We start from the raw sequence: 25,016 nt of genomic DNA, 5'->3' as shown, positions 1-25,016 counted from the left end.
TATAGTATTAGAATATGAATGAGCTATTCTTTTGTCAATTGTTTAATATGTTAAATTTGAAACAATGTATTAGTTGTTAGACAGAATCTGTTTTTGCCATTGGGATATTTGGAATTATGGAAACATTGCAAACGCTTGAGCGTGGACTGACAGCCCTTGAATTAATTGCAAATAAGCATGCTCAACTGACTGTTGCACAATTGGCAGAGCAGCTACAAATTAATCGGACAATTGCATACCGTATTACACGTACATTGACCGCGTTGGGTTATATCAAAACCAATGACAATCAATGTTTGGAATTAACTTCCAAAGTATCTTCTTTGCATGCGCTATTTGAAAAAACCATCCCTTTTGCTACCCAGCACGTACTCAATTGGCTGGCAAAAGAAACGCAATCGAGTGCCTCACTGGTTATTGCAGAAGGCCCGGATTGTGTGGTGGTCAAAACAGCCGCAGCGCATTCAAATGTGATACAAATCAATTATCAACTCGGTTCACGCTTGCCACTTGGGTATGCTGCCTCAGGGCTAGCGATCGCATCCACTTATCCCGCTTCCGAAAATGATTCAGAAGACATAAAAGTTGCGCGTGCTCAAGGTTATGCTTATTCGGAAGGGATTTTTCAAAAAGATGCGATTGGTATTTTTATGCCATTACAAGGGCGTCATATGGCGATTGGCATCGTACATTTAGGTAAAATCAATATTGAAGATGTCGTTCAGAAACTTACTCAGGCAACTGAATCATTAAATATATAAACAGCAATTAAAATATAAAATAGTAAATATATTTAAGTTATTTAATATATTTACTATTTTTTTAATTCAATATTTTAATGTCTACGCTGAGTTAAAGTTTGTGAAGGTGTTTCACCAAATAATTTCTTATAGTCTACAGAAAATTGAGATAAATGCCAAAAACCCCATTGCGCTGCAATATTGCTAATACATGCATTTTCAGTCGATTTAAGCAAGGCACGACGCACAGCATTCAGTTTAATAATTTTTAATAATAAAGCGGGGCTTTGACCCGTAATCAGCTCGAAACAATTTTGTAATGTACGACGAGACGTAAAAGTGAGCTGACATAATTCATCAATTGAGTAACAATAATCTGGGTTATCTTGCAATAATCCGCAGACTTTTTTCACTACTTGACGTGCTTTTTGAACTGAAATTTTAGTGGGTTGGAAATGCTCATTTGAAACTGTTAAAAATTGATCTGTTAAATTTAGAATGTCACATTTCACTTGTTGCCTAGTTGTTTCTTGGTTCAAAAAATTTCTATTCTCAAGAATACTATTTAATAAATTAATGAATTTGAAATAAAATTTCTCACTATAATCAGTCGCTAGAATATTATTATAACGAATATTATCATGTTCAAAATGTTGTGCCCCCAACATTTCAAAGGGAATCGTCAGTGAATAAAATGCGCTATTTTCAGGCGTTCGCAAGAGGATCTCATCGCCATCACAACACGATAATATTTCATGTCCTGTAACGTTCTTACCTAACCATATTGCTTCATTTGACAGCTCTGAGAATAATCCAAGACAAAGCGAATTTTTTAGAGCTTCACCTCTTTGAAAGATTGATGGCTTAAATTTTTCTTCATAAATTTGAATTCCATCAAAACTAATTTCACGTAAGAAACTTTCAAAACGACCCGAAGAAACTTGGTCATAAGTTAAAGTCCAGTCTTTTAGAATTGCTGAATGTAAACCTGACTCGGTAATACATTGGTTTTCATTTTTCCACTGTAAATGCATCCGTTCTTCTCATTGTAAAATGATTCGTACTTATCTCAAGTACTGCAATATACATACCAATCTTATCCGTGATTGATATTTTTATTTTAATTTAGTTAATATTTTAACTAAATTAAGTATCTATTTTTGGAAAATATTCCCCAATAGCAAAAAATATAAAAATGCGACTCTTTTGAATCGCATTTTTTTGCTTTTTTATGGGTGTTTAATTGAATAAATTAAATGTATTCAATCAGTTTTCTTAACTTCTTGAATTTTTCTGGATTGACCATTTGTATCAACTGCGCCCAAATGATCCCAAACAGTGCACACCCAAATACAAACCATGGAATAATTTGGATTAGAGGTGATTCACTTCCACTTAAAGTTCCAATATTTTGAATCACGAGCACCAAAACTGTCGCCATACCAACCACAGCTAATAGCGGGGCAAACAATGTGCTCCATAATGGCGCATTTAGATGTTTGTTTTTTCTAAAGAAACTGATGACCGCAATAGATACACCAATTTGAAGAATGAGGATGGCCATACTTGCAATCACTGATCCCCAAGAAAACACATCTACCATTGGGTCCATCGCTGTGATAGCGGCTGTTGCAATAATGGCAATAATGAAGCCCCCTTGTACAATACTAGCAACATATGGCGTGTTATTACGCGGATGAACCTTAGCCATTTTTGACCACCCTAATCCATCACGACTCATCGTAAACAAATAACGTGCAAGTGAATTATGGAAGGCTTGTGTCGCTGCAAAAAGACTTGTAATCAGCAATAGAGACATCAGCTGAATTGCCCATGAACCTAAATGACTTTCTGCGATGTTGTAAACCATCAAACCTGGATTGGCAGCTGCCGCTTCTACAAGTTTTTGCTCACCAACCGATTGAATTAATGCCCATGAGGTAATTGCATAAAATACGGTGATAATGCACACCGCAATAATTGTGGCACGCGCCACCGTTTTGTGTGGGTCTTTGCACTCTTCCGAGTAAATTGCTGTCGCCTCAAAACCAATGAATGAACAGATTGCAAATACGAGAGAAATACCAAGATTTCCATCCAAGAATACACTTGGAGAAAAAGAATTGTATGTTAGCGTTGTTGCATTTTTAGTAATGAAGAGATCCAACAGAAGTACAATGCCAACTTCTAATAACAATATCAGCCCTAAAACCTTGCCCCCAATTTCGACCTTATTTACCCCTAAGATCACTACAATGGTTTGCATAATTATGGCATATACCCACCATGGAATTTCAATCCCCCATTGTGAGCGCATAAACTCGTCAGTGAAGAATCCGAACATTGCACTTACTGCAAGTTGAATCGCTGTATAGGCCAACAAGGCAATACTTAAACCACCAAGGCCTGATCGAACCCCGACACCTTGTACGATATACGCATAAAAGGCCCCTGCATTAACGACATATTTACTCATCGTGACAAAGCCAAAGCTAAATATTAAAAGCAATAGACCCGCCATAATAAATACACTCGGCACCCCTACACCATTACCAATAAAGAAAGTTACTGGTAATGCACCGACGACACCTGTGAGTGGTGAAGCTGCTGCAACAACAAAGAAGATGACTGTGAATAGCCCTAGGCTTCCTTGTTTTAATGAATTATTGTCCGTCATCTTTTTCTCCATGAACAATTATTCATTCAGTCTATGGAGATTCAGAAATAAGCATTATCAAAATTAAGCATTTTTTAACTGAAGTATTAAAATTCATAAAAGTATTGAATTAAAAGACTCCTAATTAAATATTTTGAAATATTTAGTGATTTTAAAATTGCACAATTTCGATAACGTCATTTGAGTGTTCCATACATGATGAATGCCATCGCAATATTTGCTCGGCTTCACTCATCTTTTATGGAGTTCTAAAATATGCAGCCAAAAACATGGAATGAGTTCGTTGATAATTTTATTTCAGCATTGAGTCGCATAATTCCTCTACAAAGCTTTTTTGCCTATCACTTAGAATCTGCGCAATCAACACCGGTATTTAATTCTTATTATTCTAAAAATATTCCTCGCCACTCAATTAATCATTATGTCACTCAAATGTGTCAGTATGATCCTATCAATGCCATTAACAGTGACACACAGCGAAACTCTATTGTTCATTTGAAAAATCAGGATATTCCAGAGTCTTATCAAGACTTTCTTAAACAAAATCAAGTCATTGACAATATAGAATTATTTTTTAAATCAAATCGAAAATCATGTTTAGGTATTAGCTTAATTCGAAGCGAAAATGAATCTGCATTTTCTGCTCAAGAAATACAAATTATCCGTAGCTGTTTCGATTTAGCTCAATTCAATGCACAAGATTATTTAACCACTGAACCCGAGAAACAAACGTCTAACGACATTACTAAGTTATTAACACGTTCTGAACGACAAGTCTTACAACACATTCTAACAGGTAAAAAAAACCAAGAAATTGCCGACGACTTATATGTCAGTCTCGCTACTGTAAAAACGCATATTTATCATATTTTTCAAAAAACAATGGTTAAAAGTAAGCGTGAGCTCATTTTAAAAGTTTTAAACCATAAATAGTGTGGGATTAGCCCCTGCTGAAAGGCTAACCCCAATCTTTTTACAAGCGTTTAAAGCTATATGGTGTTGGATCAATAATGGGTGTATGACCTGAAATCAAATCTGCTGCGAGATGGCCTGCAGCCGGTGACGTACCAAAACCGTGACCAGAGAACCCAGTTGCTATCGTTAAACCTTGAATATTTGGAATAAAATCGATAATTGGGTTTGAATCTGGCGTAACATCAATCATACCCGCCCAAGTATTTTCAATTTCTACATCTTTAAACATTGGCCAAGCTGCACATAAGTTTTTAAACGCATCTTGGTTCAAATTTTCATTGGCTAATGGATCCATCATTCGAGTTTTCTCAAATTGTGTGACTGAATCTTTAGACCAACGTCTTGGTGTAACAAGTTCCTTAAAGAAGAACTTCCCTAAAGAAATATTGAGAAAGTCTCGTTGTGCTTTTAACTGATCCAAATATTTGGTACCAATTAAAAGGTGGTCTGGTGTTAATGGAGCGTCCAATTTTCCACGTTGAGTAATGATATAACCACCATCAATGTGTTTACGGAAAGAGAAGTTACCTGCACCTACTGCAATTTCAGTTGGCCCTTGCATCGGTTTAGTTTTAAATACCGAGCAAATTAATGGTAGGGTCGGCAATGAAATACCTAAATTGCCTAAAAATTTTCGTGACCATAAACCACCTGCGAGTAACACTTGTTCGCAACTGATGGTGCCTTTTTCAGTGTGTACGCCAACAACACGTCCATTTTGGATATCTAAATGTCGAGCAGCGCATTTTTCTACAATAATAGCGCCTTTTTTGATTGCTGCTTTAGCGATGGCACTTGAAGCAAGTGTAGGTTCTGCGCGACCATCAGATGGCGTATACAAAGCACCAGCCCATTGCCCCTGACCATGCGGAACAAGCTCATCTACTTCATCAGCACTGATGATTCTTGAATCTAAATTTAGATGCTCTACAGACTTCAGCCATTTTTTTTGTAGTTCAATTTGTGCATTATCGGTCGATAGAAACATAATACCCGCTTGACGATACCCAACCTCACCCTCAACACGTTCATTCATTTCTGACCATAAGCGGTCTGAAGCTAGTGCAAGTGGTACGTCATCTGCCAAACGATTCGTTTTACGAACCCAACCTAAATTACGTGATGATTGCTCGCCTGCTATTTGACCTTTTTCGATCACAACCACAGAAATATTTCGTTCTGCCAAGGTCAATGCTGCATTTAAGCCAACGATACCACCGCCAATAATCACAACTGCAGCCGATTGTGGTAATTCATTTGAAGTCCTAACAGGAACAATCGTAGGAACCATTCAATCCATCCTTATCTTTAGGGAGTATATGAAGCCGATCGATGATTGACATCGATCGGCCTGCTATTACGCGATCTTGATATGTTCAAGTTCTAGTTTTGAAGCACCACGGAATGCCGTTACTTCAAGCTCAACTTTATAAATCTGTGAGCCTAATGGCGGACATGTAACCGTAGTTGCTGGATTGATCCCTTTAAATTTTTGACCAATAAATTCCATCACTACTGCTGTATCTGCAGGATCTTGGATAAATACACGCGACATAACTACATCAGCTAATGATGAACCTACAGCAGTTAATGCTGCTTCGATGTTATCGAAAACTTGCTGTGTTTGTTCCAATACATCTTCAGAAATCTGTTTTGTTTCAGGATTACGTCCTGCTGTATTAGATACATAAATCCAGTTATCTACAGCCACTAAACGAGAATAACTACCTTTTTCTTCGAAAACTGAACCTGTGTTTACTTTAGTGATTTTGCTCATTTGATATGTCCTATAAAATTTGATTTAAATGAATTAACGAAGCTCTGGTTGTTCCCACAGATTCAGTTTCACGCCAATACCGAGTTTTAAGGCATTTTCGTAAACTACTGTTCCCCATGCGACATCTTCCACTGGCATACCACCCACTGACATTAGAATAATTTCTTCATCGTTTTGACGTGCAGGTGCTTCTTTTGCAACAATTTTTCCAAGATCTTCTAACTCTTCATGTTGCATTTTTCCTTCTGCAACGAGATCCAGGAATTTAACGCCAATCAATGGAATTGTGTTATGTGCAGGTTTAGGAACTTCTTCGAACCACGCTTCATACATACCAGGATTATCTAAAACCTTACGTACATCAGAGGACTGCATACCTTCATCAATATTACATGTCGCTGGCATGGCCAAGAATGCACCTGGTTTAACCCATTCGCGTTTTACGATCGGATAAGTATTCGGATCGCCCACTTCACCAGAATTACAGTAAGTTACGATATCTGAATCGCGTACTACATCTTCAACTGTATCTACAATTGATACATTCGTGATTTGCGGATGATTTTCGTTAAGCCATACGACAAATTCATCGATACTTTTTTGGCTACGACCTTTGATTTTAATCGTGTCAATCGCAGGGCGAACTGCAACAAAAGCGGATACTGCTGTACGTCCCATTACACCCGGACCAACTAATCCAATTGATTTTGCATCTGCGCGAGCTAAATGGCGTGCACCAACACCAGGAATTGCACCTGTACGGTATGCAGATAATAAATTTGCTGACATGTAAGCCAATGGCGCTGAAGTATCTGCATCATTTAATGTGAACATTAAAATAGAACGTGGTAGCCCTTTTTCACGGTTGGCAATATTTGATCCATACCATTTCACACCTGCTTTTTGGAAACGTCCACCTAGATATGCTGGCATTGCCATAAACCGACGGTCGGCCGTTGGCTTAGGCATGGTCGGAAATGGTGATTCCTCTGGGAAAACAACCATCGCACCATGTGAATCATTGTTTGGTCCAGCCATACGGTAATCACCGTGATAAAGTAGACCAAACATTTCTTCCATTGTATCTACGCAAGCCGGCATATCTGTTACGCCTGCTTTAATCATGTCTTGTTCAGACAAATAAATAAAATCAATTTTAGTGTCGTATGTCATATACTTAAAACCTTTAATCCCCTACTTAATTTTTATATGGCTTTGTTTTTATTAAGAAACTCAACCATATTTTAAAAATCTGTTTTTTATGAGGCTTAGAAAACAAATTAAATTCGATATAAAGAAATTAAGGGGCATGGACATAAAAAACATCAACCTTAGGGTTGATTTGAAAAATAAAGAGATATTTTGGGCTGAATATTTGATTGATTTTTATACTTTATTTTTATTCTTCTTTAAATTTTATATAACAGTTTTGATCAGTTGTTAAAAAATCTTATCAATTTAATTTATACAATTGATTTTGACATGTATTTTTCAATTACTTTTTCATGTAGCAATTTGCTACAGAACATTTTTCACAAGCTAAGATCACGTTGAATTTCTTGCAGATAATTACCCCACCACTGCATCATTTCTTTTCGCTGAGGCAAATATTCTGCGTGGTTATAACTGGCCCGTGTCTTATTTTTATCTACATGTGAAAGCTGTGCTTCAATCCAACTTTCCTGAAATAGCCCTGATTCATTTAAAATCGTACTAAACGTAGAACGTAAACCATGTGAAGTCAGCCTATTTTTTTCATAACCCATATTACGAATCACGCTGTTAATCGTGTTGAAATGAATTGGACGATCCTTGAATCGAGGACTACAAAATACATATTTTTCACCGACAGACCACACCAGAGCTGACTCTAAAATTTCCATAGCTTGCGATGATAAAGGAACAATAAAATCTGGAATTTCATATCCTGCCATGACTTTGCGTCTAAACTGCTTAATATGCAAAGCAGGTATTTTCCAAATTTTATTATTTAAATCAAAGTGATGAGGTTCTGCAAGTAGTAATTCTCCACCGCGAACCCCAGTATAAAGTTTGAATAAAATTGCTTTTTTAATGATCGGATGTGTACGTGAATGATTTAATTTTTTTACAAATGAGCCAATTTCATGTGCTCTTAAGTACGGATAATTCTTTTTTAACTTAGTTTTTAAAATGATTTTATTTAACCCATAGGCACGATTAAAGTCACAATAGCCCATTGCCACTGCGTAATCATAAATTTGATTTAGATAACTATATGCCTTCTGAACAGGTTCTTTTACATTTCTTTCTTCGATTTTTTTAATCACTTGTACCAGATGTGAACGTCCGACATCTTTAAACGCTACATCTGAAAGAATTGGATAAATCTCTTTTTCTAAACAACGTCTTGCTAATTCAACTACACCGCATCTAGGCTGATCATTAAATGAATTTCTTTTTTTAAAATCTAGCCATTCTTCACTTACCTGCTTAAAACTTAGTTCCAGCTTTTTATTAGTAAGAATAGCTTGACTAGGATCTAACTTAAATTGATCACGCACATTTCGTGCATCTTTTAAAGATAGTAAAGGATATACCCCTAAGGTGACCCGACGTCTTTTCGTTGTATTAATAACAGTATATCGATAAGTCCAACTTTTACGCCCATTAGGCTCAATCTTAAGACTGAGGCCATCATCATCAGTTAAAAAATAAATCTTTGCGCGAGGCACACTTCGTTTAACCTGATTTTCAGTGAGACTCATATTTTTTACAGCAGGGAGATTATAGAAATGAAATTAATTATATCAAATATTGAGACTTTGATGTGATGCGTATCTTACGCATCACATAATTTTTTAATCATATGTTTTTCTTTATTTTTTAATAAACCTATTGGTTTTTAGTTACCACTTAAGTTACCAGTAATTCATTTAAATAAAATACCCAATAAAAATAGACTTATGAAAAATAAGCTTCCGGTAGCGATTTTCCAAAACAACACTGGTTTCGTCTTGATAATAGGCATCGGTGACAATGTTTGCTGAATATCATTTCGTTCCTTTAAAGCATATATAAATTCTGATATATGATTGAAACGTTGCGAAGGATCTATCGCTAAGGCCTTAGCCAAAATTTGATCAAGGTGTTTAGGCATATCATTTCGATATTTCAAAATTGAATGGTACTCAACGCGTTTTAAACTTTTTAAATTTTTGCAAGCCGCTAATGCAGTGCCATACGGCAATTGTTTACTAAGTAAATAATAGATTAGAACTGCAAGTGAAAATTGATCTGATTTTGTAGATGGTGATTGATGGATAAAATATTCTGGTGCCATAAATGCAAGTGTACCCAGTGGTACATTTTGATGTTTTGGGTTCAGTTCAACTAAACCTCTTACAGCCGTTGAGCCATAATCAATAAGTTTGACTTGTAAGTCTTTGCCATTTTCTACGATCATCACATTTTCTGGGCGTACATCTTGGTGCAACATTTCAAGACGATGCATTGCATTGAGTGCATTCGCAACTTGTTGTGTAATAAATAAAATATCATCTAGAAGTAATGGTTTTTTCTGACTATGAAGCCATCGATCCAGTGTTACACCATTAAGATACTCATAACATTGAAATAAGTATGCTCTTCCCCGTGCATGTGGATTGGATTGTAACAGGTTCTTATGTTTTAAGCGTTGTGATACCCATTCTTCAAGCTGAAATTGCTCAATCGCTAATGGGTCTTGTTGTAGTTCTACCGATAAAGTTTTAATCACCAAATTCTGACCATCGATATCGTGTGCCAAATAGAGGCTGCTGCGATGATTTTGGTGCAAAATTTTTTCTATTATATAACCCTCAAACTGCTCTCCTCTGCTTAATTGATCTGGGAAAAGATAGTCATTCTTTGGTTGAAACTGAAGCTGTAGAGGTAAATTTGTGACTTCAACTATCTGAATTGTAAGATTATCTGCGCTACCATTTTCTAAGGCGGTTTGTGCTATTTTTTTAGCTACATTATCTAAATTTGGTTCTTCGTCTATCAAATGATTCAAGGAATCCGTATGAATAAATTCATGAATACCATCGGTCATTAGAATAAATCTGTCTCCTAATTGGAGATCTAGAAGCTGATAATCTATTTCTATTTTATAATCGACACCGAGTGCACGGCTTAAATAGTGCTCATTTGATGATATCGAGACACGATGCACAGTCGTCAGTTTTTCAATTTCACCACAACGTATTCGGTAAATACAACTATCACCGACATGAAATATATGTGCTTGAGTTTGCTTAAGAATAAGTGCACTAAAAGTACATACATATCCTCGATCTTTATCAAAACGGCCTTGGCTTTGTTGGGTTTGAGCATACAGCCAAGAATTCGTTGCGCGTATTACTCTTGATGCAGAAGTCTGTGTACTCCATGCATCTGAGGTTGAATAATAATCAGATAAGAAACTCGATACGGCCGTCTCTGCTGCTATATGACTGACATTACTACTACTGATGCCATCGGCAATCGCACAGGCGATACCTTTAGCTCCTAATGAGTGACCTTCAGGAATATATAAGCCATAAAAATCTTGATTATTTGCTTTCTTCCCAGCGGATGAATATTGTCCATAACGAATTTCTAATTGTTTTTTCATTCATTTAAAATCCAAAAGGGATCTTAGCGATCCCTTAAATCAAGCTAAAATGACAATTAAAACTCTTTTTTGTCGCCAGTTCTTACATGTGTGGTATATAAAGCAAGGCCTGTAAGTGCTAAACCACCGACTAGATTACCCAGTGCAACTGGCAATTCATTCCATATAAAGTAGTCTGCAATAGAGAAATCTCCGCCCATCATCATTGCAAATGGGAACAAGAACATATTTACAACTGAATGTTCAAAGCCCATTGCAAAGAACAGCATAATTGGCATCCACATCGCAATAAATTTTCCACTTACGGTGGTTGACATCATGGCACCAATGACACCGAGAGAAACCATCCAGTTACACAACATTCCGCGGATAAAAATTGTCATCCAACCTGCAAAACCATATTCTGCATAGCCCAAAGTACGATCTTCACCAATATGTGCAATCTTGACGCCGACAGGATTAGGATCTGTTGCAAAGCCCATGGTATATACAATTGCCATAAGAACAGCAACTGTTAAACAACCTGAAAAATTACCTAAAAAAACCAATCCCCAATTTTTTAAAATACGCGGCCACGTTACGCCAGGACGACGATCTAACCATGCTAAAGGTGTTAATACAAATACACCCGTCAGTAAATCGTATCCCAACAAATAAAGCATACAAAAGCCGACAGGGAATAATAAGGCACCAATGAGTGGTACACCTGTTTGAGTTGCAATGGTTATCGCAAAAACTGCCGCCAATGCCAAAATTGCACCAGCCATAAACGCACGAATCAATACATCCCGTGTTGCCATATGAAGTTTTGCTTCACCAGCATCCACTACTTTTTTTGCAAACTCTGCAGGAGCGAGATAAGCCATGGTCATACCCTCAATGAATATTATATTTTTTAAAAATAAAGACGCCTAAGGCTCATTAAAAACCTTAGGCGTCTTTGCCTTAAAAAATTCAAGCTGTAATTTATATGGCACCTTTGCCACAGTTAATTAAGAAAAAGCAAAAGATATGCCAATTAAATTTAATATTATTATTTTTTATTATAACCAATATTTAAAAGATATTATTTGGCATGAAAACTGCATTATTAAAATCGAATTTTTTTTATTATTTTTTATTACGGAGATGATTATGATTACCCATCGTCAACAAGTTACCGATATGATTATTTCAGCTAAAGTTTTAAAGTCAATTAAATGGTCAGATGTTGCTAAAGAAAGGCTTTGTTGCACAAACCTATCTATAAAGGCTTTTTCAGCGATATAATTTCCAAATGAATAAGCCTACACAGAAAATCTACCGCACAACCAATTGGCCCGCATATAACCGAGCACTCATGAGTCGCGGAAATATTGCCATTTGGTTTGATCCTGCTACGCAATGGTATGCGCCATCAAAAGGCAAACAAGGGCGAAATCAAACCTACTCCGACGCAGCCATCCAATGCTGCTTAATGATTAAATCCTTATTCCGTCTATCTTTACGTATGGTCACTGGCTTTGTGCAAAGTCTGATTAAACTTTGCGGATTAAATTGGACCGCACCAGATTACAGTACGCTTTGTAGAAGACAAAAGCATATTGATATTGCAATCAGCTACCAAAAAAGTAGCGATGGGCTGCATCTACTCGTAGACTCTACAGGCATGAAGTTTCTAGGTGAGGGCGAATGGAAACGCAAGAAACATGGAGCTGAATATCGTCGCCAATGGCGTAAACTACATATTGGTATAGATGCCAAAACCCTACAAATACGCGCTATTCAGCTCACAACCAATAATGTCAGTGATTCACAGGTGCTTGGTGATTTACTTAATCAGATTCCACAAGATGAGCAGATTGACTCTGTTTATACCGATGGAGCTTATGACACCAAGCAATGCCGTCAGGTTATTGCAGATCGGCAAGCACATGCGGTGATTCCACCTAGAAAAAATGCGAAACCATGGAAAGATACAAAAAGTAGCTCGCTAGAGCGAAATGAATTACTTCGAACAGTTAAACGTTTAGGCAGGACATTATGGAAAAAATGGTCAGGCTATCATCGCCGCAGTTTGGTGGAAACCAAGATGCATTGCATCAAATTATTAGGCGATAAATTAATGGCAAGAAGCTTTCCTAGTCAGGTGAATGAAATTCATGCACGTGTAGCAGTCCTCAACAGATTTACGGAATTAGGTCGACCACTTACCCAAGTTACGCCTTAAATTTGGCTCAATTAGGGGCGCTTTGCATTTCAAATCTTTGTGCAACAAAGCCCTAAAGAAATAGGATTATCAAAAGAATGGGTAACAGCAGGATGTTTAGGTCAAATGGCTTTTGACAAAGAGCAAGCAGAAAAGATTGGTCAAATTTTTGGACTCAGTGATGAGGCTGTTGCTTGGTTGCAAATCGTACCATATAAGGGATCTCTACCTACAAGTGTACCGACAGATCCACTTATTTATCGTTGGTATGAAGTCGTAAGTGTATATGGTTCAACAATCAAAGAACTTATTCATGAAGAATTTGGTGATGGTATTATGAGTGCTATTGATTTTAGCATGGATATTCAACGCGAAAATAACCCGAATGGCGATCGCGTAAATGTTGTATTATCTGGTAAGTTTTTACCTTATAAGACATATTAATTTATAGAATTAAAAATAAAACCATCTAAATAGATGGTTTTATTTTTTTAAATCAATATTAATATAATATTGATTATATTATTAACTGGCTTTATTTAAATAAAATTCTCTTCCATATAATAAATCTGATTTTAATTCACTCACAGACTGTTTATTTTCAATCAACTCTGCATACCATGCGCCATCTTCTATATCTCCAAACAAAACTGCACCAATAATTTGCTCATTTTGAAGAATGATGCGTTTATAAATTCCTGCTTTGGGATTGTCATAGATAATATCTTCATACTGACCTTCAGGCTCAATTACCCCTGCACTAAACACATCACAGCCACTTACTTTTAGTTTGACAGGCACAGCTGGGATTTTAAAACTTAAACGTCCATGTTCTGCTAAGTGGGTTGCACATACAAAAGCTTGAGCATACAAAGGTTCAACAAGTCCAAAAGTTTGTCCGCGATATTCAGTACATTCACCGACTGCATAAATGCTTGGATCAAAAGTTTGCATACAGTCATTTACACATATACCTTTCTCACACTTTAAACCTGCCTCTTTTGCAAGTTGCGTATTTGGGTAAATACCTGTAGCGAAAACAACTAGATCGGCAGTTAGTATTTGACCATCCTTTAACTTAACTTGATTAACTTGCCCATCTTTACCTAATAATTCCTCTGTGGCAGCATCCGTATAAATATTGATATCTAAAGCTTTTAAATGCTCTTCTAGTAACTGGCTTGCTTTAAAATCTAATTGGCGATTCATCAATCGATCAGCTAAATGAACAACACTGACCTGCATACCTCGCTGTTTTAAACCATAAGCAGCTTCTAAGCCGAGTAAACCGCCACCGATCACAACTGCATGCTGCTTCGTTCTGGTCGCTGCCAACATTTTTTCGACATCAAATAAATCGCGGAAACTGACCACTCCTTCTAAATCAGTCCCCTGAATTGTAGGTATGAATGGTAAAGAGCCTGTAGCAATAATTAAGCGATCATATTCAAGAATTTGTCCATTTAACGTCTCCACACGTTTTTTTGATCGATCGATCTTTTTCGCAGGATCATTCGAAATAAAATGTATGCTTTTTTCTTGATACCACTCATGCGGGTGTAACATGATTTCATCTACACTTTTTTCACCCGATAAAACTGGCGATAATAAAATACGGTTGTAATTCCCCCACGGTTCTGCACCAATAACACTGATTTCATACCGATCTGATGCAAGTTCTAAGAGATCTTCGATACAGCGCATACCGGCTAAACCATTGCCAATGAGGATTAGTTTTTGTCGCTGAATTGTTTGTCCGTTGTTTGGTAAATATGTTTTTTGGGCAACAGGCGATATCCATATTTCGCCATTTTCAATTTTACTTGGAAACACCGAAAGCTTTTGTGATTGCTCTTCCAAACAACGACCAGTAGCTAAACTGAAGTGTTGCTTGTAGATAGGAGAAGCGACAACACGCTCACCTTGTACATCTCCCAAAATTCCACGTGACATCACATTCGCTTGGCTAAATGGATCGAAGTTACTCAGTGCATATACACGACGTTCATCCCCTACACGAAATATTGCCATCTGCTGCCCCTGCACTAATGCCGCAACACCTGTGTTGGGAGTGATGTCATCTAATTTACATATCTTGACCCAATCTTGTGAGTCCAATTGTGAAGACATATTCATTATATTTTCTTCCTTATAAAGCTATAGACCAATACAAATCACTTTTCATAATGCCTATAGCATGAGATTGGTCTTAGGCCTGTACTGCAGGGATACGTTTATATTTTTTCTCTTCCGGTGTTTTAGGGCGAATTTGTCCACGTACATGTTCAAATTGAATATTTGGATCTTGCTGTGCTTCAGCCTGTGCATTGATAAACGTTTTAAAACGCTTACGAACATTAGGATCCTCAACAGCTGTGCGCCATTCGTCTTGATAAGTCCCTACGATATGTTGCATACGACGTTCGAGTTCATCTGCAATTCCGAGAGAATCATGCACGATAACGTCTTTGAGGTAATCTAGCCCACCCTCCATATTATCTCGCCACACACTAGTGCGTTGTAAGCGATCTGCAGTTTGGATATAGAACATAAAGAAGCGGTCGATATAGCGTACTAATGTTTCTGTATCTAAATCTGAAGCTAACAACTCTGCATGACGTGGTTTCATACCACCATTGCCGCAGACATATAAATTCCAACCTTTCTCAGTCGCAATCACACCAACATCTTTACTTTGTGCTTCTGCGCATTCGCGGGTACATCCAGAAACAGCCATTTTAGTTTTATGTGGCGAACGCAACCCTTTGTAACGATTTTCTAGGAAGATTGCCAAGCCAACTGAATCATCCACACCAAAACGACACCAGGTACTTCCTACACACGATTTTACAGTACGTAATGACTTGCCATAGGCGTGACCAGATTCAAATCCTGCATCTATCAATTTTTGCCAAATTTCAGGAAGTTGATGGACCTGTGCTCCAAACATATCAATGCGCTGACCACCAGTGATCTTGGTATATAGACCGTAATCTTTAGCCACTTGACCGATGCAAATTAAACCTTCTGGTGTGATTTCCCCACCTGGTACACGTGGGACAATTGAATAGGTACCGTCCTTTTGAATATTGCCCAAGTAATAATCGTTACTGTCTTGCAAACCTGCATGCGTCGGCTTTAAGACAAAGTCATTCCAACAAGATGCTAAAATATTAGCCACAGTTGGTTTGCAAATATCACAGCCTAGACCTTTGCCATGCTGATGAATCAAATCGTCAAAGGTTTTAATTTCATGCACACGAACCAAGTGATAAAGCTCTTGACGAGAATATGCAAAATGCTCACAAAGATGGTTATTCACCATCACACCATGTCGCTTAAGCTCAGCCTTCAATACTTGAGTCACTAAAGGTGTGCATCCACCACAAGCCGTTGCCGCATTGCTACATTTCTTTAAAGCACCTAATGAAGTAGCACCATCCTCAATCGCTTGACATAATGCAGCTTTAGAGACGTTATTGCATGAACATATCGTTGCCGTTTCAGGCAATAGGTCGACACCACTGCCACCCGTCTTACCACCCGATTGTTGAAAGCCCGGCATGATTAAACTTTCAGGCTGTTCGGGTAAAGGTAATTGATTCAACATTAACTGTAACAATTCACCATATTCTTTAGCGCAGCCGACCAAAACTGCACCCAGCAATTGTTTTTTATCTTGTGAGACCACAATTTTTTTATAAACTTGCGCAACTTCATCTGCATAAAAGTAACTCAGCGCACCAGATGTACGTGCATGTGCGTCCCCAATTGAGGCAACATCTACGCCCATCAATTTTAATTTCGTACTCATATCTGCACCTGAAAAACTGGTACAGGTTTTATTAAGCACATGTTTAGCTGCAATGCGGGCCATGTCATATCCCGGTGCAACCAAACCATAAATCATGTTTTGCCACGCAGCACATTCACCAATCGCATAAACGTCTGGATCTGAGCTCTGACAAAAATCATTAATCAATATCCCGCCACGCTCTCCAATTTGAAGTCCTACTTGACGAGCTAATTCATCGCGTGGGCGAATGCCAGCTGAGAATACAATCAAATCTGTTTCAAGTACGTCACCCTCATTAAAACACAACTGATGTTGATGTTTGAGACCATCCCTAATACTTGATGTTGCTTTTTGAGTATGAACATGCACCCCAAGCTGGCGAATTTTTTGAGATAACACTTGAGCGCCTAAATCATCAATTTGTACTGCCATCAGACGTGGGGCAAATTCAACCACATGTGTTGTAAGATTTAGATCAGTTAAAGCTTTTGCAGCCTCTAATCCTAATAATCCACCACCAATCACAGTGCCTACTTTTGCTGTGAGACTTGCTTCTCGAATCGCATCTAAATCTTCAATGGTTCTATATACAAAACAGTTGTGTCGATTATGCCCATCAATCGGTGGAACAAAAGCATATGAGCCAGTCGCCATAATTAACTTGTCATAAAAGAAGGACTCGCCTTTATCCGTACGAACAAGTTTAGCTTTGAGGTCTATCTCCACTACTTTTGTTTCAAGACGTAGGTCAATACCATGAGCTGCTGCAAAATCCATTCGGCATAAACTAAGAGCTTTTGCCGTTTTACCCGCTAAATATTCAGTGAGATGCACACGGTCATAGGCAGGTCGAGGCTCTTCAGCGAGTACAGTGATCTGACAGTCTTCAGGATGTTCGGCCAATAAAACTTCTAAAAACTTATGGCCAACCATGCCGTGACCAATCATGACAATTTTCATTGCACAACTCCTGAATGATAATTACAAATGTTCAAACGTGGAAAAGCTTGCTTAACTAGCAAAGCATTAGAAAAATTTAAAGGATGAAATAAAACAGTCACAGACGAGAATCTGAGACAAACTATTTTGAGGGTTTGAATAATTAAAATTTTTCGAGATATGAAACGTACCATAGCGTTATCCTGTTACTGAACGAATAAGTGCCACAGCTCAGCTGTGACGACGATCAGAACGGACATCGTTGGCCGTTACTCTTTAATTAGTCATCTTTGACTTATTTTTATAATGCAACATATATGCCAATAGTTTTTTATTGTTTTGATCCTTGATTTGGCATATCTGAATCAACAATGACTCATCTTTGTGCTTCCTTTTTTCTATAAAGGTCTAAAACTGCGCTAAAACAGTGAATTAACCATAAACTTTGCGCCATTTTGTATGGTATGCATTTTGCTTTAGTTTCCAAGTTACTTACTTTGCCCTATTAAGACACTTTTTCATGTCTAAATTACGAATTGCTTTAATTGATGACGATCTTGAACGTGCTCAATTTATTCATGCCTCTTTGCTCAAACACAACTTCCATGTCAGTGCTTGTTTAATCGTGGATACCTTGGACATGGTTAAAGTTAAAAATCTTAACGCTGATATTATTTTACTCAATATGGATCATCCTCAACGTGACATTATTGAAAGCTGTGTCAGCCAATATGAACTCCCGACTGTACTGTTTACTAAAAATGCTCATAAAGAAACTATCAAGAGTGCCATAGATGCGGGGGTGACTGCTTATATCGTAGATGGCATTGACCCTAGTAAGCTCGATCACATTATGGAAATCTCAATCGAACAATTCCGTAAACATAAAAAGCTACTTGATGATTTAAAAGAAACTCAAGATAAACTCGCCGATCGCAAAGATATTGATCGTGCTAAAGCATTATTAATTCAATTACATGGACTTTCTGAAGAGCAAGCTTTTGCATTATTAAGAAAAAATTCTATGAGCCATCGTGTGACTTTAGGTGATATGGCAAGACGTTTACTCGAAGCTCAAAAACTACTTTCAGGCCAATAAGGAGAATATATATGTCAGCCTTAGAGAAACAAGAAATTAATATTGGCTATATTCCTTTATTGGATTGTGTTGCAATTTTATGGGCAGAGCAACAAGGTTACTTCAGTGACGAAGGATTAAAGGTAAATTTATTTCAAGAATCCTCATGGGCGAGTTTACGTGATCGACTTGCCTATGGTTTTTTGGACAGTGCTCATTGCCTATCCACGATGCTTCCTGCAGCAGCACTTGGACAAGATCAGTTAAAAATTCAGTTACAAACACCTTTAGTCTTAAGCATTAATCAGGCATTTATCAGCTTAAGACAAGATATGTGCCACCAATTTGGCATTACAGTTGAAGATGATGAAAAAAGTACTTCTTTCAAATTAACACAAGCGATGATCGAAAAAAATTTAGTGAAATTTGCTTATGTTTATAAATATTCGATCCATCATTTTTGTTTGAAAGAATGGATAGCATTGAGTAATTCTACCTTAGCACATCATATTCCTATGCAAACATCTCCACCACCATTAATGGTTAAGGGTTTAGCACAGCAGGTCTTTGATGGTTTTTGTGTTGGAGAACCTTGGAACCTTCAAGCACAAATTGAAGGTCATAGTTATATCGTTGCTGAAAGTTCTAAAATCATTCCTGCCGTTTGTGACAAGGTGCTGGCAGTTACACAAGAATGGGCCGAGCAATATCCAAATACACTTAAATCAATCGTACAAGCAATTCGGCGTGCGCAGGAAGATCTCAAACGTTTAGAGGATCTATCTGAAGTTTGGGATATGTTAAGGGCTTATAAAATTATTCAATTCGATTGTAGCCCACAACAGCACATTGTTGCTTATAACAAAATTCAATTCATTCTGCGCGAATTTATTATAAATGATGCAGTGCCTAAATCTGAAGACTTTGTATGGATGATTGAACAAATGCAGAAATGGGACAATTTAAAAATTTCTGAACAGGATAAATATCATATTGCAGAACAATGTACCTTAGTCGGTATCTAGTGTAGGCCTAGATCATATTCAAAATATAAAAACCCCAAATCGTATTGGGGTTTTTATATTGATCAGCGCTATTTACGCAGTCTTTGTATAGCAATGCCAAATTGATGTTGGCGCCATTGGTTCAAGATTCTGAACTTCATTTTATGAAACTCAACTGCATTTTTTGCAATTAAGCGAATAATAATTGCTTGACTATCTTCTAGATGATTGATTCCTAAATAAAACTCTGAATGACATTCAATTTCACGAATCTTTTGTACAAATAGCTGAGGGTCTTTAATTGCTCCAATCATATAAAAACTGCCAAAACATTTATAGTCGGCATTAAATCCCCATTGGTTTTGTGCGAGCATATCCGCATCAATAGCAAAGCGTTCTTTCAGTCCAGTTTTATTTTTTTGAATAAAATTCAGCTTGCTATACATTTCGTCAAAAGGACGATCATCGTCTTTTAGAATAGACGCCTGAAAACTATCAAAGAAACACACCGTTGCATTGTCTTCTATACTGACGTCTATTCTGCTGTGAAATTTTGATTGAGGAAATAGAATATTACTCATGGGAATAAATTCTAAATATGCTCCTTCTTTCACCTCAAAGTATTGCGTTTGCTGTGCATAATCAAATTCACAACGATGAATAATATTAGATGCCGAAGTACTCAAATGAACCTTAGCCGACTCTTTTACAATGACTGTGCTTTGCCAACGATCAGAGTCAAACATCCCACCTGAACATGACTGAATGTAAACATTACATAATTTCTTTGGATCATCGGGAAAATATAAACATCGTCCAACATGATACGGATAAGTAACCTGCTGTGATTCAATAAAAGAATTAGTATGACCACGCTGAGCAAATACTAAATGCATTTGCTCAACACTCATTACTTTTTCCTTCTTCAATTGAGAAATGGCTTGATTCATATCACCTCTTCACGTTTGAACAAGACTGATTCAGTAATTAAATCAATTACAGCATCAACGCCATCTCCATTCGCACAATTAGTCAACAAAAATGGTTTTCCTTGACGAGCCTTAAGTGCATCATTCTTCATCTGTTCTAAATCGACACCTACGTAAGGTGCTAAATCATATTTATTGATAATGAGCAGATCACAATTGAGAACGCCTGGCCCACGTTTACGAGGAATATCATCTCCACCGGCCACATCAATAACAAACAACCAATAATCTACTAAATCAAGAGAAAAAGTCGAAGCTAGGTTGTCCCCGCCAGATTCGATCAGAATTAATTCTAGACCAGGAAATTCACGCTCTAACTCATCTGCAGTTTGGATATTTAAAGTAGGATCTTCGCGAATTGCCGTATGGGGACATGCCCCGGTTTCTACCGCACGAACACGTTTTGGATCAATCAAGCCACTTTTCTGCACGCGTTCGGCATCTTCTTTAGTCGCTAAATCGTTGGTAATAACTGCAAAATTAATTTCCCTTTGCATTAATCTTGGGATTAATTGTTCCAGCAAGCGTGTTTTACCACTTCCAACTGGCCCACCAATACCGACACGTGCTGCACCAATTTCATATTGATTCATTTTCATCTTCCTCTATTTTAATTTAGCGCAACATGTACAAGCGCGATAAAGGAACTTCCGTCGCAGGTTCACAATTCAAAAGTTCATCATCAACATAGACATTGAATGTTTGTGGATCGACACGAATATTAGGCAAAGCACTGTTATGTAACATGTCTTCTTTCTTTAAATCTCTTGTGCCATATGCAGCCAACATAGGTTTAGAAAGCCCTAATTTTTCTACTGTATTATTTTCAATCGCGAGCTGATTTACAAAATTAACTGAAAGAGATTGTTTTGCATTACCAAAAGCACCCCATTGTGGGCGCATTATTAATGGTTCACAAGTATATAAAGAGGCAGCCGAATCTCCCATGACACCATAGACAATAAAACCACCTTTAATCACAACTTCAGGTTTGATCCCAAAAAATTTCGGATTCCACATGACTAAATCGGCAATTTTTCCTGGCTCTAGTGAGCCAATATAATGATCAATACCGAATACTTTTGCTGCATTGATCGTATATTTCGCAATATAACGCTTAATACGTTCATTATCGCCTAAGGCTGTAGTTTCTTCTTTTAAACGTCCACGTTGCTGCTTCATCTTAGAAGCCAATTGCCATGTACGGCTGATCACTTCATTAATTCGCCCCATGCCTTGGCTATCTGAGCCGAGCATAGAAATGGCACCCATATCATGTAAAATATCTTCAGCTGCGATAGATTGCGGCCGAATACGGGATTCTGCAAAAGCCACATCTTCTGGAATTTTAGAACTTAAATGATGACACACCATAATCATATCGAGGTGTTCATCAAAGGTGTTTACTGTATACGGATTTGTTGGATTGGTTGATGAGGGTAAACAGTTATTTTTACCTGTTACACTAATAATATCAGGTGCATGACCACCACCTGCACCTTCAGTATGGTACATGTGAATCGTGCGATCCTTGATCGCCGCTAGGGTATCTTCCAAAAAACCAGATTCATTCAGCGTGTCTGTATGCAATTGCACCTGAAAATCATATTGATCTGCCACACTTAGACAGGTATCAATAACCGCTGGAGTAGCACCCCAGTCTTCATGGATTTTTAAACCAAGGCATCCACCTTTAAGTTGACCGATCATAGATTCTGGTTTGCTTGAGTTACCCCTACCTAAGAAACCGAAATTGATTGGCCATTGCTCTGATGCTTGTAGCATTTTACCCACATTCCACTCACCGCCACAGTCAATCCCGACAGTGATAGGACCGAGTGACCCCCCGATTAATGTGGTTAATCCAGAAGATAATGCATGTTCACACAATTGTGCTGAATCAAAATGGACATGGACATCAATCCCCCCAGGCGTAACGATCATTCCTTCAGCATCTTTAACTGTTGTCGCGACCCCACAAATTAAATCAGGATGTACTCCATCCATGGTTTGCGGGTTACCTGCTTTACCGATCGCAACGATTTTTCCTTCTTTAATACCAATATCGCCTTTTACGACACCTAAAACAGGATCAATAATTGTGGCATTAGAGAGCAGCATATCTAATGCGCCATCTTCACTTTTATAGCCAGACATTAATCCCATACCATCACGTAGTGTTTTACCACCACCGTGTAAACATTCATCGCCTGGTGTAATGTAATCATGTTCGATTTCTGCGTAGAGCTGCGTATCCCCCAGTCGGATCGCATCTCCTTCTGTTGGTCCAAACATCGCAGCATATTCTTGGCGTGTAATTTTCATACTTTATATTCCTTTAAAACCTTGCTGTTTTGCCTGGTCGAAAGCTTTTGCCTTACACTCTTCATCAAAAATACAGCCATTGGTGAGCCCGGCAAATCCAAACAATTCACCTGTACCACCGAATTGCACAAGTTCAACTTCTTTACTTTCGCCTGGTTCAAAACGTACAGCCGTTCCTGCAGAAATATTTAAATGCATACCAAAAGCAGATTTACGATCAAAATCTAAAGCTTTGTTCGCTTCGAAGAAGTGATAATGACTGCCTACTTGAATTGGACGATCACCTGTATTTGTCGCTACCAAAGTCACTTTAGGTTTATTTGGATTCAGTTCAATCAAGCCATCAGGTGTGATAATTTCACCTAAGGATTGTAGACGAGGAGGTTTTATTTCAAGACCTGGACGGATCGGATCATGAACCGTAACAAGTTTTGTTCCATCAGGGAAAGAGCCTTCGACCTGAATAATCGTTAATAACTCTTCAACACCGTCAAGTACATCATCAGTTGATAAGATTGTGGCACCAAATTGAATAAGTTCAGAGACACTTTTACCTTCACGTGCGCCTTCCAAAATTTCATCTGTAATGATGGCACAAGCTTCTGGATAGTTTAGTTTCAGACCTTTTTTTTGTCTTTTTCGTGCTAATTCAGCTGCTGTATAAATCGTTAATCTTTCGAGTTCAGTCGGGGTTAAAAACATAAAATCTTACGATCCTAATTTGAAAAAAGACGACTTTGCTGATGCTCATGACGCATCATTGCAATTTCAGCCATCGGGTTAAATGTAGAAAGGTGTTGTAGAGTAGGTATCTGCTGCTCTATAAGATTTGCAAGGATCTGATGACTGTGATGAATGACGTGTTGACCTTCTAGATAGCCGATTAGACCCAATCGAATTGCAGCACTCACCATATTTGTTATTAATCCATGACCTGAACTTAATAAGGTATTTTCTAAAGACATACCTAGTGCTTTAAAAATAGCACCTTGAACCACGGCTTGATGTCCGTAGCCCCGCCCAGCTTGGATATGATTAAAAAATTGAGACGCCACAGGTAAATCTGTATAAATTTTCAACAATGTCTGACCGAGTTTGAGAGACCCCTGACGCGCTTCATTTACCAAAGTATGGCGATGCAAGTTATCATCCAGTTGAAGAAGTTGCTTGACGTCATCCGCACACTGCCATGATTCAGCAATAAAGATTGCATCAAAAACATACCAACGTTGTTTAATTTGGCTTACAACAAAATCCTCAATCATTTGGCAGTTGTTGGATCGTTTTTCTACTTGCTGTAAATGCCGTCTATTTCTTTGTTTAAACTGTTCTTGAAAATCCGCTGCTAATGTTTCAAGTCCCCATGACCAACTACTGGCACCACTGGGGAAAAAACTATCACTATGTTGCAACATCAAAAGTTGATCACGAAGCGGCATCTAATACCTCAATGGTCTGACTTTCAATAAAATGTGCCAAACGCTCCAAATAATATGCCTCGTGACTTTGCATTTGTATTTGAAGTACATCTGCTTTAAAGCGAATTGGCCAATGCATGTTCCCTGCAAAGTATCCAAGCTCAAGTGCTGCATCAATAGATTTAGGTTTTAACGATAAAAATTTAGGCTCATCGACTTCTACCCAAATCGCATGATCAGATGCTAAATGAAGTACAGATCCATTTTGCAAATGTTGATGTCGCGGTAACTGAATCGCAACATCACGACCACGGTTTGTTTTTACTTTAAGTCGATGACGACTAATATCTTCACTACTGAGAACAATTTTTTCAGCGACTCCATGATGTGAAACATCATGAAGTTGATGTGAGATGTCATGATCAGTGATTAAGCCTAAAATTTGATTGACAATCATCATGTGATTTTATTTCC

Annotated in this window: 21 protein-coding genes and 2 pseudogenes; 7 read left to right on the top strand and 16 right to left on the bottom strand. The window is 37.8% G+C overall.

The annotated features are described in order from the left end of the window. Window positions 1–116: 116 nt before the first annotated feature. Complete coding sequence (locus A3K93_RS14550) at window positions 117–761, top strand: IclR family transcriptional regulator (protein ID WP_067732154.1); 645 nt, start codon at window positions 117–119, stop codon at window positions 759–761. A 74-nt stretch (window positions 762–835) separates the two neighbouring features. Here A3K93_RS14550 and A3K93_RS14545 read toward each other — a convergent pair whose 3' ends face one another. Continuing rightward, a complete protein-coding gene (locus tag A3K93_RS14545) occupies window positions 836–1,774 on the bottom strand; it encodes a helix-turn-helix domain-containing protein (RefSeq protein ID WP_067732152.1) in 939 nt (312 codons plus the stop codon). A gap of 218 nt (window positions 1,775–1,992) precedes the next feature. Further along, window positions 1,993–3,417, bottom strand: coding sequence for an APC family permease (locus A3K93_RS14540; RefSeq protein ID WP_067732150.1), 1,425 nt, complete (start codon window positions 3,415–3,417; stop codon window positions 1,993–1,995). A gap of 255 nt (window positions 3,418–3,672) precedes the next feature. On the opposite strand from A3K93_RS14540, the gene A3K93_RS14535 reads away from it, so the two are divergent. Then, complete coding sequence (locus A3K93_RS14535) at window positions 3,673–4,350, top strand: response regulator transcription factor (protein ID WP_067732148.1); 678 nt, start codon at window positions 3,673–3,675, stop codon at window positions 4,348–4,350. Between the two features lie 40 nt (window positions 4,351–4,390). On the opposite strand, the gene A3K93_RS14530 is transcribed toward A3K93_RS14535, so the two are convergent. The 6 genes from A3K93_RS14530 to A3K93_RS14500 all read right to left on the bottom strand — a co-directional run bounded on the left by A3K93_RS14530 (window position 4,391) and on the right by A3K93_RS14500 (window position 11,671). Further along, window positions 4,391–5,683, bottom strand: coding sequence for an NAD(P)/FAD-dependent oxidoreductase (locus A3K93_RS14530; protein WP_067732146.1), 1,293 nt, complete (start codon window positions 5,681–5,683; stop codon window positions 4,391–4,393). 66 nt (window positions 5,684–5,749) lie between these two features. Continuing rightward, a complete protein-coding gene (locus A3K93_RS14525) occupies window positions 5,750–6,169 on the bottom strand; it encodes a RidA family protein (protein WP_067732144.1) in 420 nt (139 codons plus the stop codon). A gap of 33 nt (window positions 6,170–6,202) precedes the next feature. Next, window positions 6,203–7,342: a tyramine oxidase subunit B gene (locus A3K93_RS14520; protein ID WP_067732142.1), complete on the bottom strand. Its 1,140-nt coding sequence runs from the start codon at window positions 7,340–7,342 to the stop codon at window positions 6,203–6,205. A 359-nt stretch (window positions 7,343–7,701) separates the two neighbouring features. Next, on the bottom strand, window positions 7,702–8,916 hold the full coding sequence (locus A3K93_RS14510; RefSeq protein ID WP_067732138.1) for a tyrosine-type recombinase/integrase: 1,215 nt from the start codon (window positions 8,914–8,916) through the stop codon (window positions 7,702–7,704). A gap of 164 nt (window positions 8,917–9,080) precedes the next feature. Further along, window positions 9,081–10,805, bottom strand: a complete 1,725-nt coding sequence (locus tag A3K93_RS14505) for a bifunctional protein-serine/threonine kinase/phosphatase (RefSeq protein ID WP_067732136.1) — start codon at window positions 10,803–10,805, stop codon at window positions 9,081–9,083. 56 nt (window positions 10,806–10,861) lie between these two features. Then, window positions 10,862–11,671: a formate/nitrite transporter family protein gene (locus tag A3K93_RS14500; protein ID WP_067732134.1), complete on the bottom strand. Its 810-nt coding sequence runs from the start codon at window positions 11,669–11,671 to the stop codon at window positions 10,862–10,864. A gap of 268 nt (window positions 11,672–11,939) precedes the next feature. On the opposite strand from A3K93_RS14500, the pseudogene A3K93_RS14865 reads away from it, so the two are divergent. The 3 genes and pseudogenes from A3K93_RS14865 to cynS form a co-directional block, all read left to right on the top strand. Next, a pseudogene (locus tag A3K93_RS14865) lies at window positions 11,940–12,026 on the top strand (cyanase); the annotation flags it as partial. A 55-nt stretch (window positions 12,027–12,081) separates the two neighbouring features. Further along, the gene (locus A3K93_RS14490; RefSeq protein ID WP_081408502.1) at window positions 12,082–13,014 is read left to right on the top strand and encodes an IS5-like element IS17 family transposase; all 933 of its coding nucleotides are present in this window, start codon (window positions 12,082–12,084) and stop codon (window positions 13,012–13,014) included. Window positions 13,015–13,068: 54 nt separating this feature from the next. Continuing rightward, window positions 13,069–13,437 (top strand): annotated as a pseudogene (gene cynS / locus A3K93_RS14485) (cyanase); the annotation flags it as partial. 81 nt (window positions 13,438–13,518) lie between these two features. On the opposite strand, the gene nirD reads toward cynS, so the two are convergent. After that, window positions 13,519–15,129, bottom strand: a complete 1,611-nt coding sequence (gene nirD / locus A3K93_RS14480) for a nitrite reductase small subunit NirD (protein ID WP_067732128.1) — start codon at window positions 15,127–15,129, stop codon at window positions 13,519–13,521. A gap of 73 nt (window positions 15,130–15,202) precedes the next feature. Next, window positions 15,203–17,749: a nitrite reductase large subunit NirB gene (nirB, locus tag A3K93_RS14475; RefSeq protein ID WP_067732126.1), complete on the bottom strand. Its 2,547-nt coding sequence runs from the start codon at window positions 17,747–17,749 to the stop codon at window positions 15,203–15,205. Between the two features lie 499 nt (window positions 17,750–18,248). On the opposite strand from nirB, the gene A3K93_RS14470 reads away from it, so the two are divergent. Both A3K93_RS14470 and A3K93_RS14465 read left to right on the top strand, forming a co-directional pair. Then, complete coding sequence (locus A3K93_RS14470; protein WP_067732124.1) at window positions 18,249–18,827, top strand: ANTAR domain-containing response regulator; 579 nt, start codon at window positions 18,249–18,251, stop codon at window positions 18,825–18,827. An 11-nt stretch (window positions 18,828–18,838) separates the two neighbouring features. After that, complete coding sequence (locus tag A3K93_RS14465) at window positions 18,839–19,831, top strand: ABC transporter substrate-binding protein (protein ID WP_067732117.1); 993 nt, start codon at window positions 18,839–18,841, stop codon at window positions 19,829–19,831. Window positions 19,832–19,899: 68 nt separating this feature from the next. Here A3K93_RS14465 and A3K93_RS14460 read toward each other — a convergent pair whose 3' ends face one another. The 6 genes from A3K93_RS14460 to A3K93_RS14435 are packed head-to-tail and all read right to left on the bottom strand — an operon-like array spanning window position 19,900 to window position 25,002. After that, window positions 19,900–20,760: an urease accessory protein UreD gene (locus A3K93_RS14460; protein ID WP_067732115.1), complete on the bottom strand. Its 861-nt coding sequence runs from the start codon at window positions 20,758–20,760 to the stop codon at window positions 19,900–19,902. Next, complete coding sequence (gene ureG, locus A3K93_RS14455; RefSeq protein WP_227509905.1) at window positions 20,757–21,392, bottom strand: urease accessory protein UreG; 636 nt, start codon at window positions 21,390–21,392, stop codon at window positions 20,757–20,759. The genes A3K93_RS14460 and ureG overlap by 4 nt, the downstream gene beginning before the upstream one ends. A gap of 22 nt (window positions 21,393–21,414) precedes the next feature. After that, entirely contained in the window at window positions 21,415–23,124 is a 1,710-nt protein-coding gene (ureC, locus tag A3K93_RS14450) for an urease subunit alpha (RefSeq protein ID WP_067732111.1), read from the bottom strand. A 3-nt stretch (window positions 23,125–23,127) separates the two neighbouring features. Then, window positions 23,128–23,826 (bottom strand): urease subunit gamma, encoded by a 699-nt coding sequence (locus A3K93_RS14445; protein WP_067732109.1) that lies wholly within the window; start codon window positions 23,824–23,826, stop codon window positions 23,128–23,130. A 14-nt stretch (window positions 23,827–23,840) separates the two neighbouring features. Further along, window positions 23,841–24,563, bottom strand: a complete 723-nt coding sequence (locus tag A3K93_RS14440; RefSeq protein WP_067732107.1) for an urease accessory protein UreF — start codon at window positions 24,561–24,563, stop codon at window positions 23,841–23,843. Then, window positions 24,550–25,002 (bottom strand): hypothetical protein, encoded by a 453-nt coding sequence (locus A3K93_RS14435; RefSeq protein ID WP_067732105.1) that lies wholly within the window; start codon window positions 25,000–25,002, stop codon window positions 24,550–24,552. Before A3K93_RS14435 ends, A3K93_RS14440 begins: the two co-directional genes overlap by 14 nt. Window positions 25,003–25,016 lie beyond the last annotated feature (14 nt).

This window comes from Acinetobacter sp. NCu2D-2, from assembly GCF_001647675.1.
Lineage (GTDB): Bacteria > Pseudomonadota > Gammaproteobacteria > Pseudomonadales > Moraxellaceae > Acinetobacter.
Note: the sequence above shows the minus strand (reverse complement) of the source record. Positions and strands in the feature narration are given on the sequence as shown.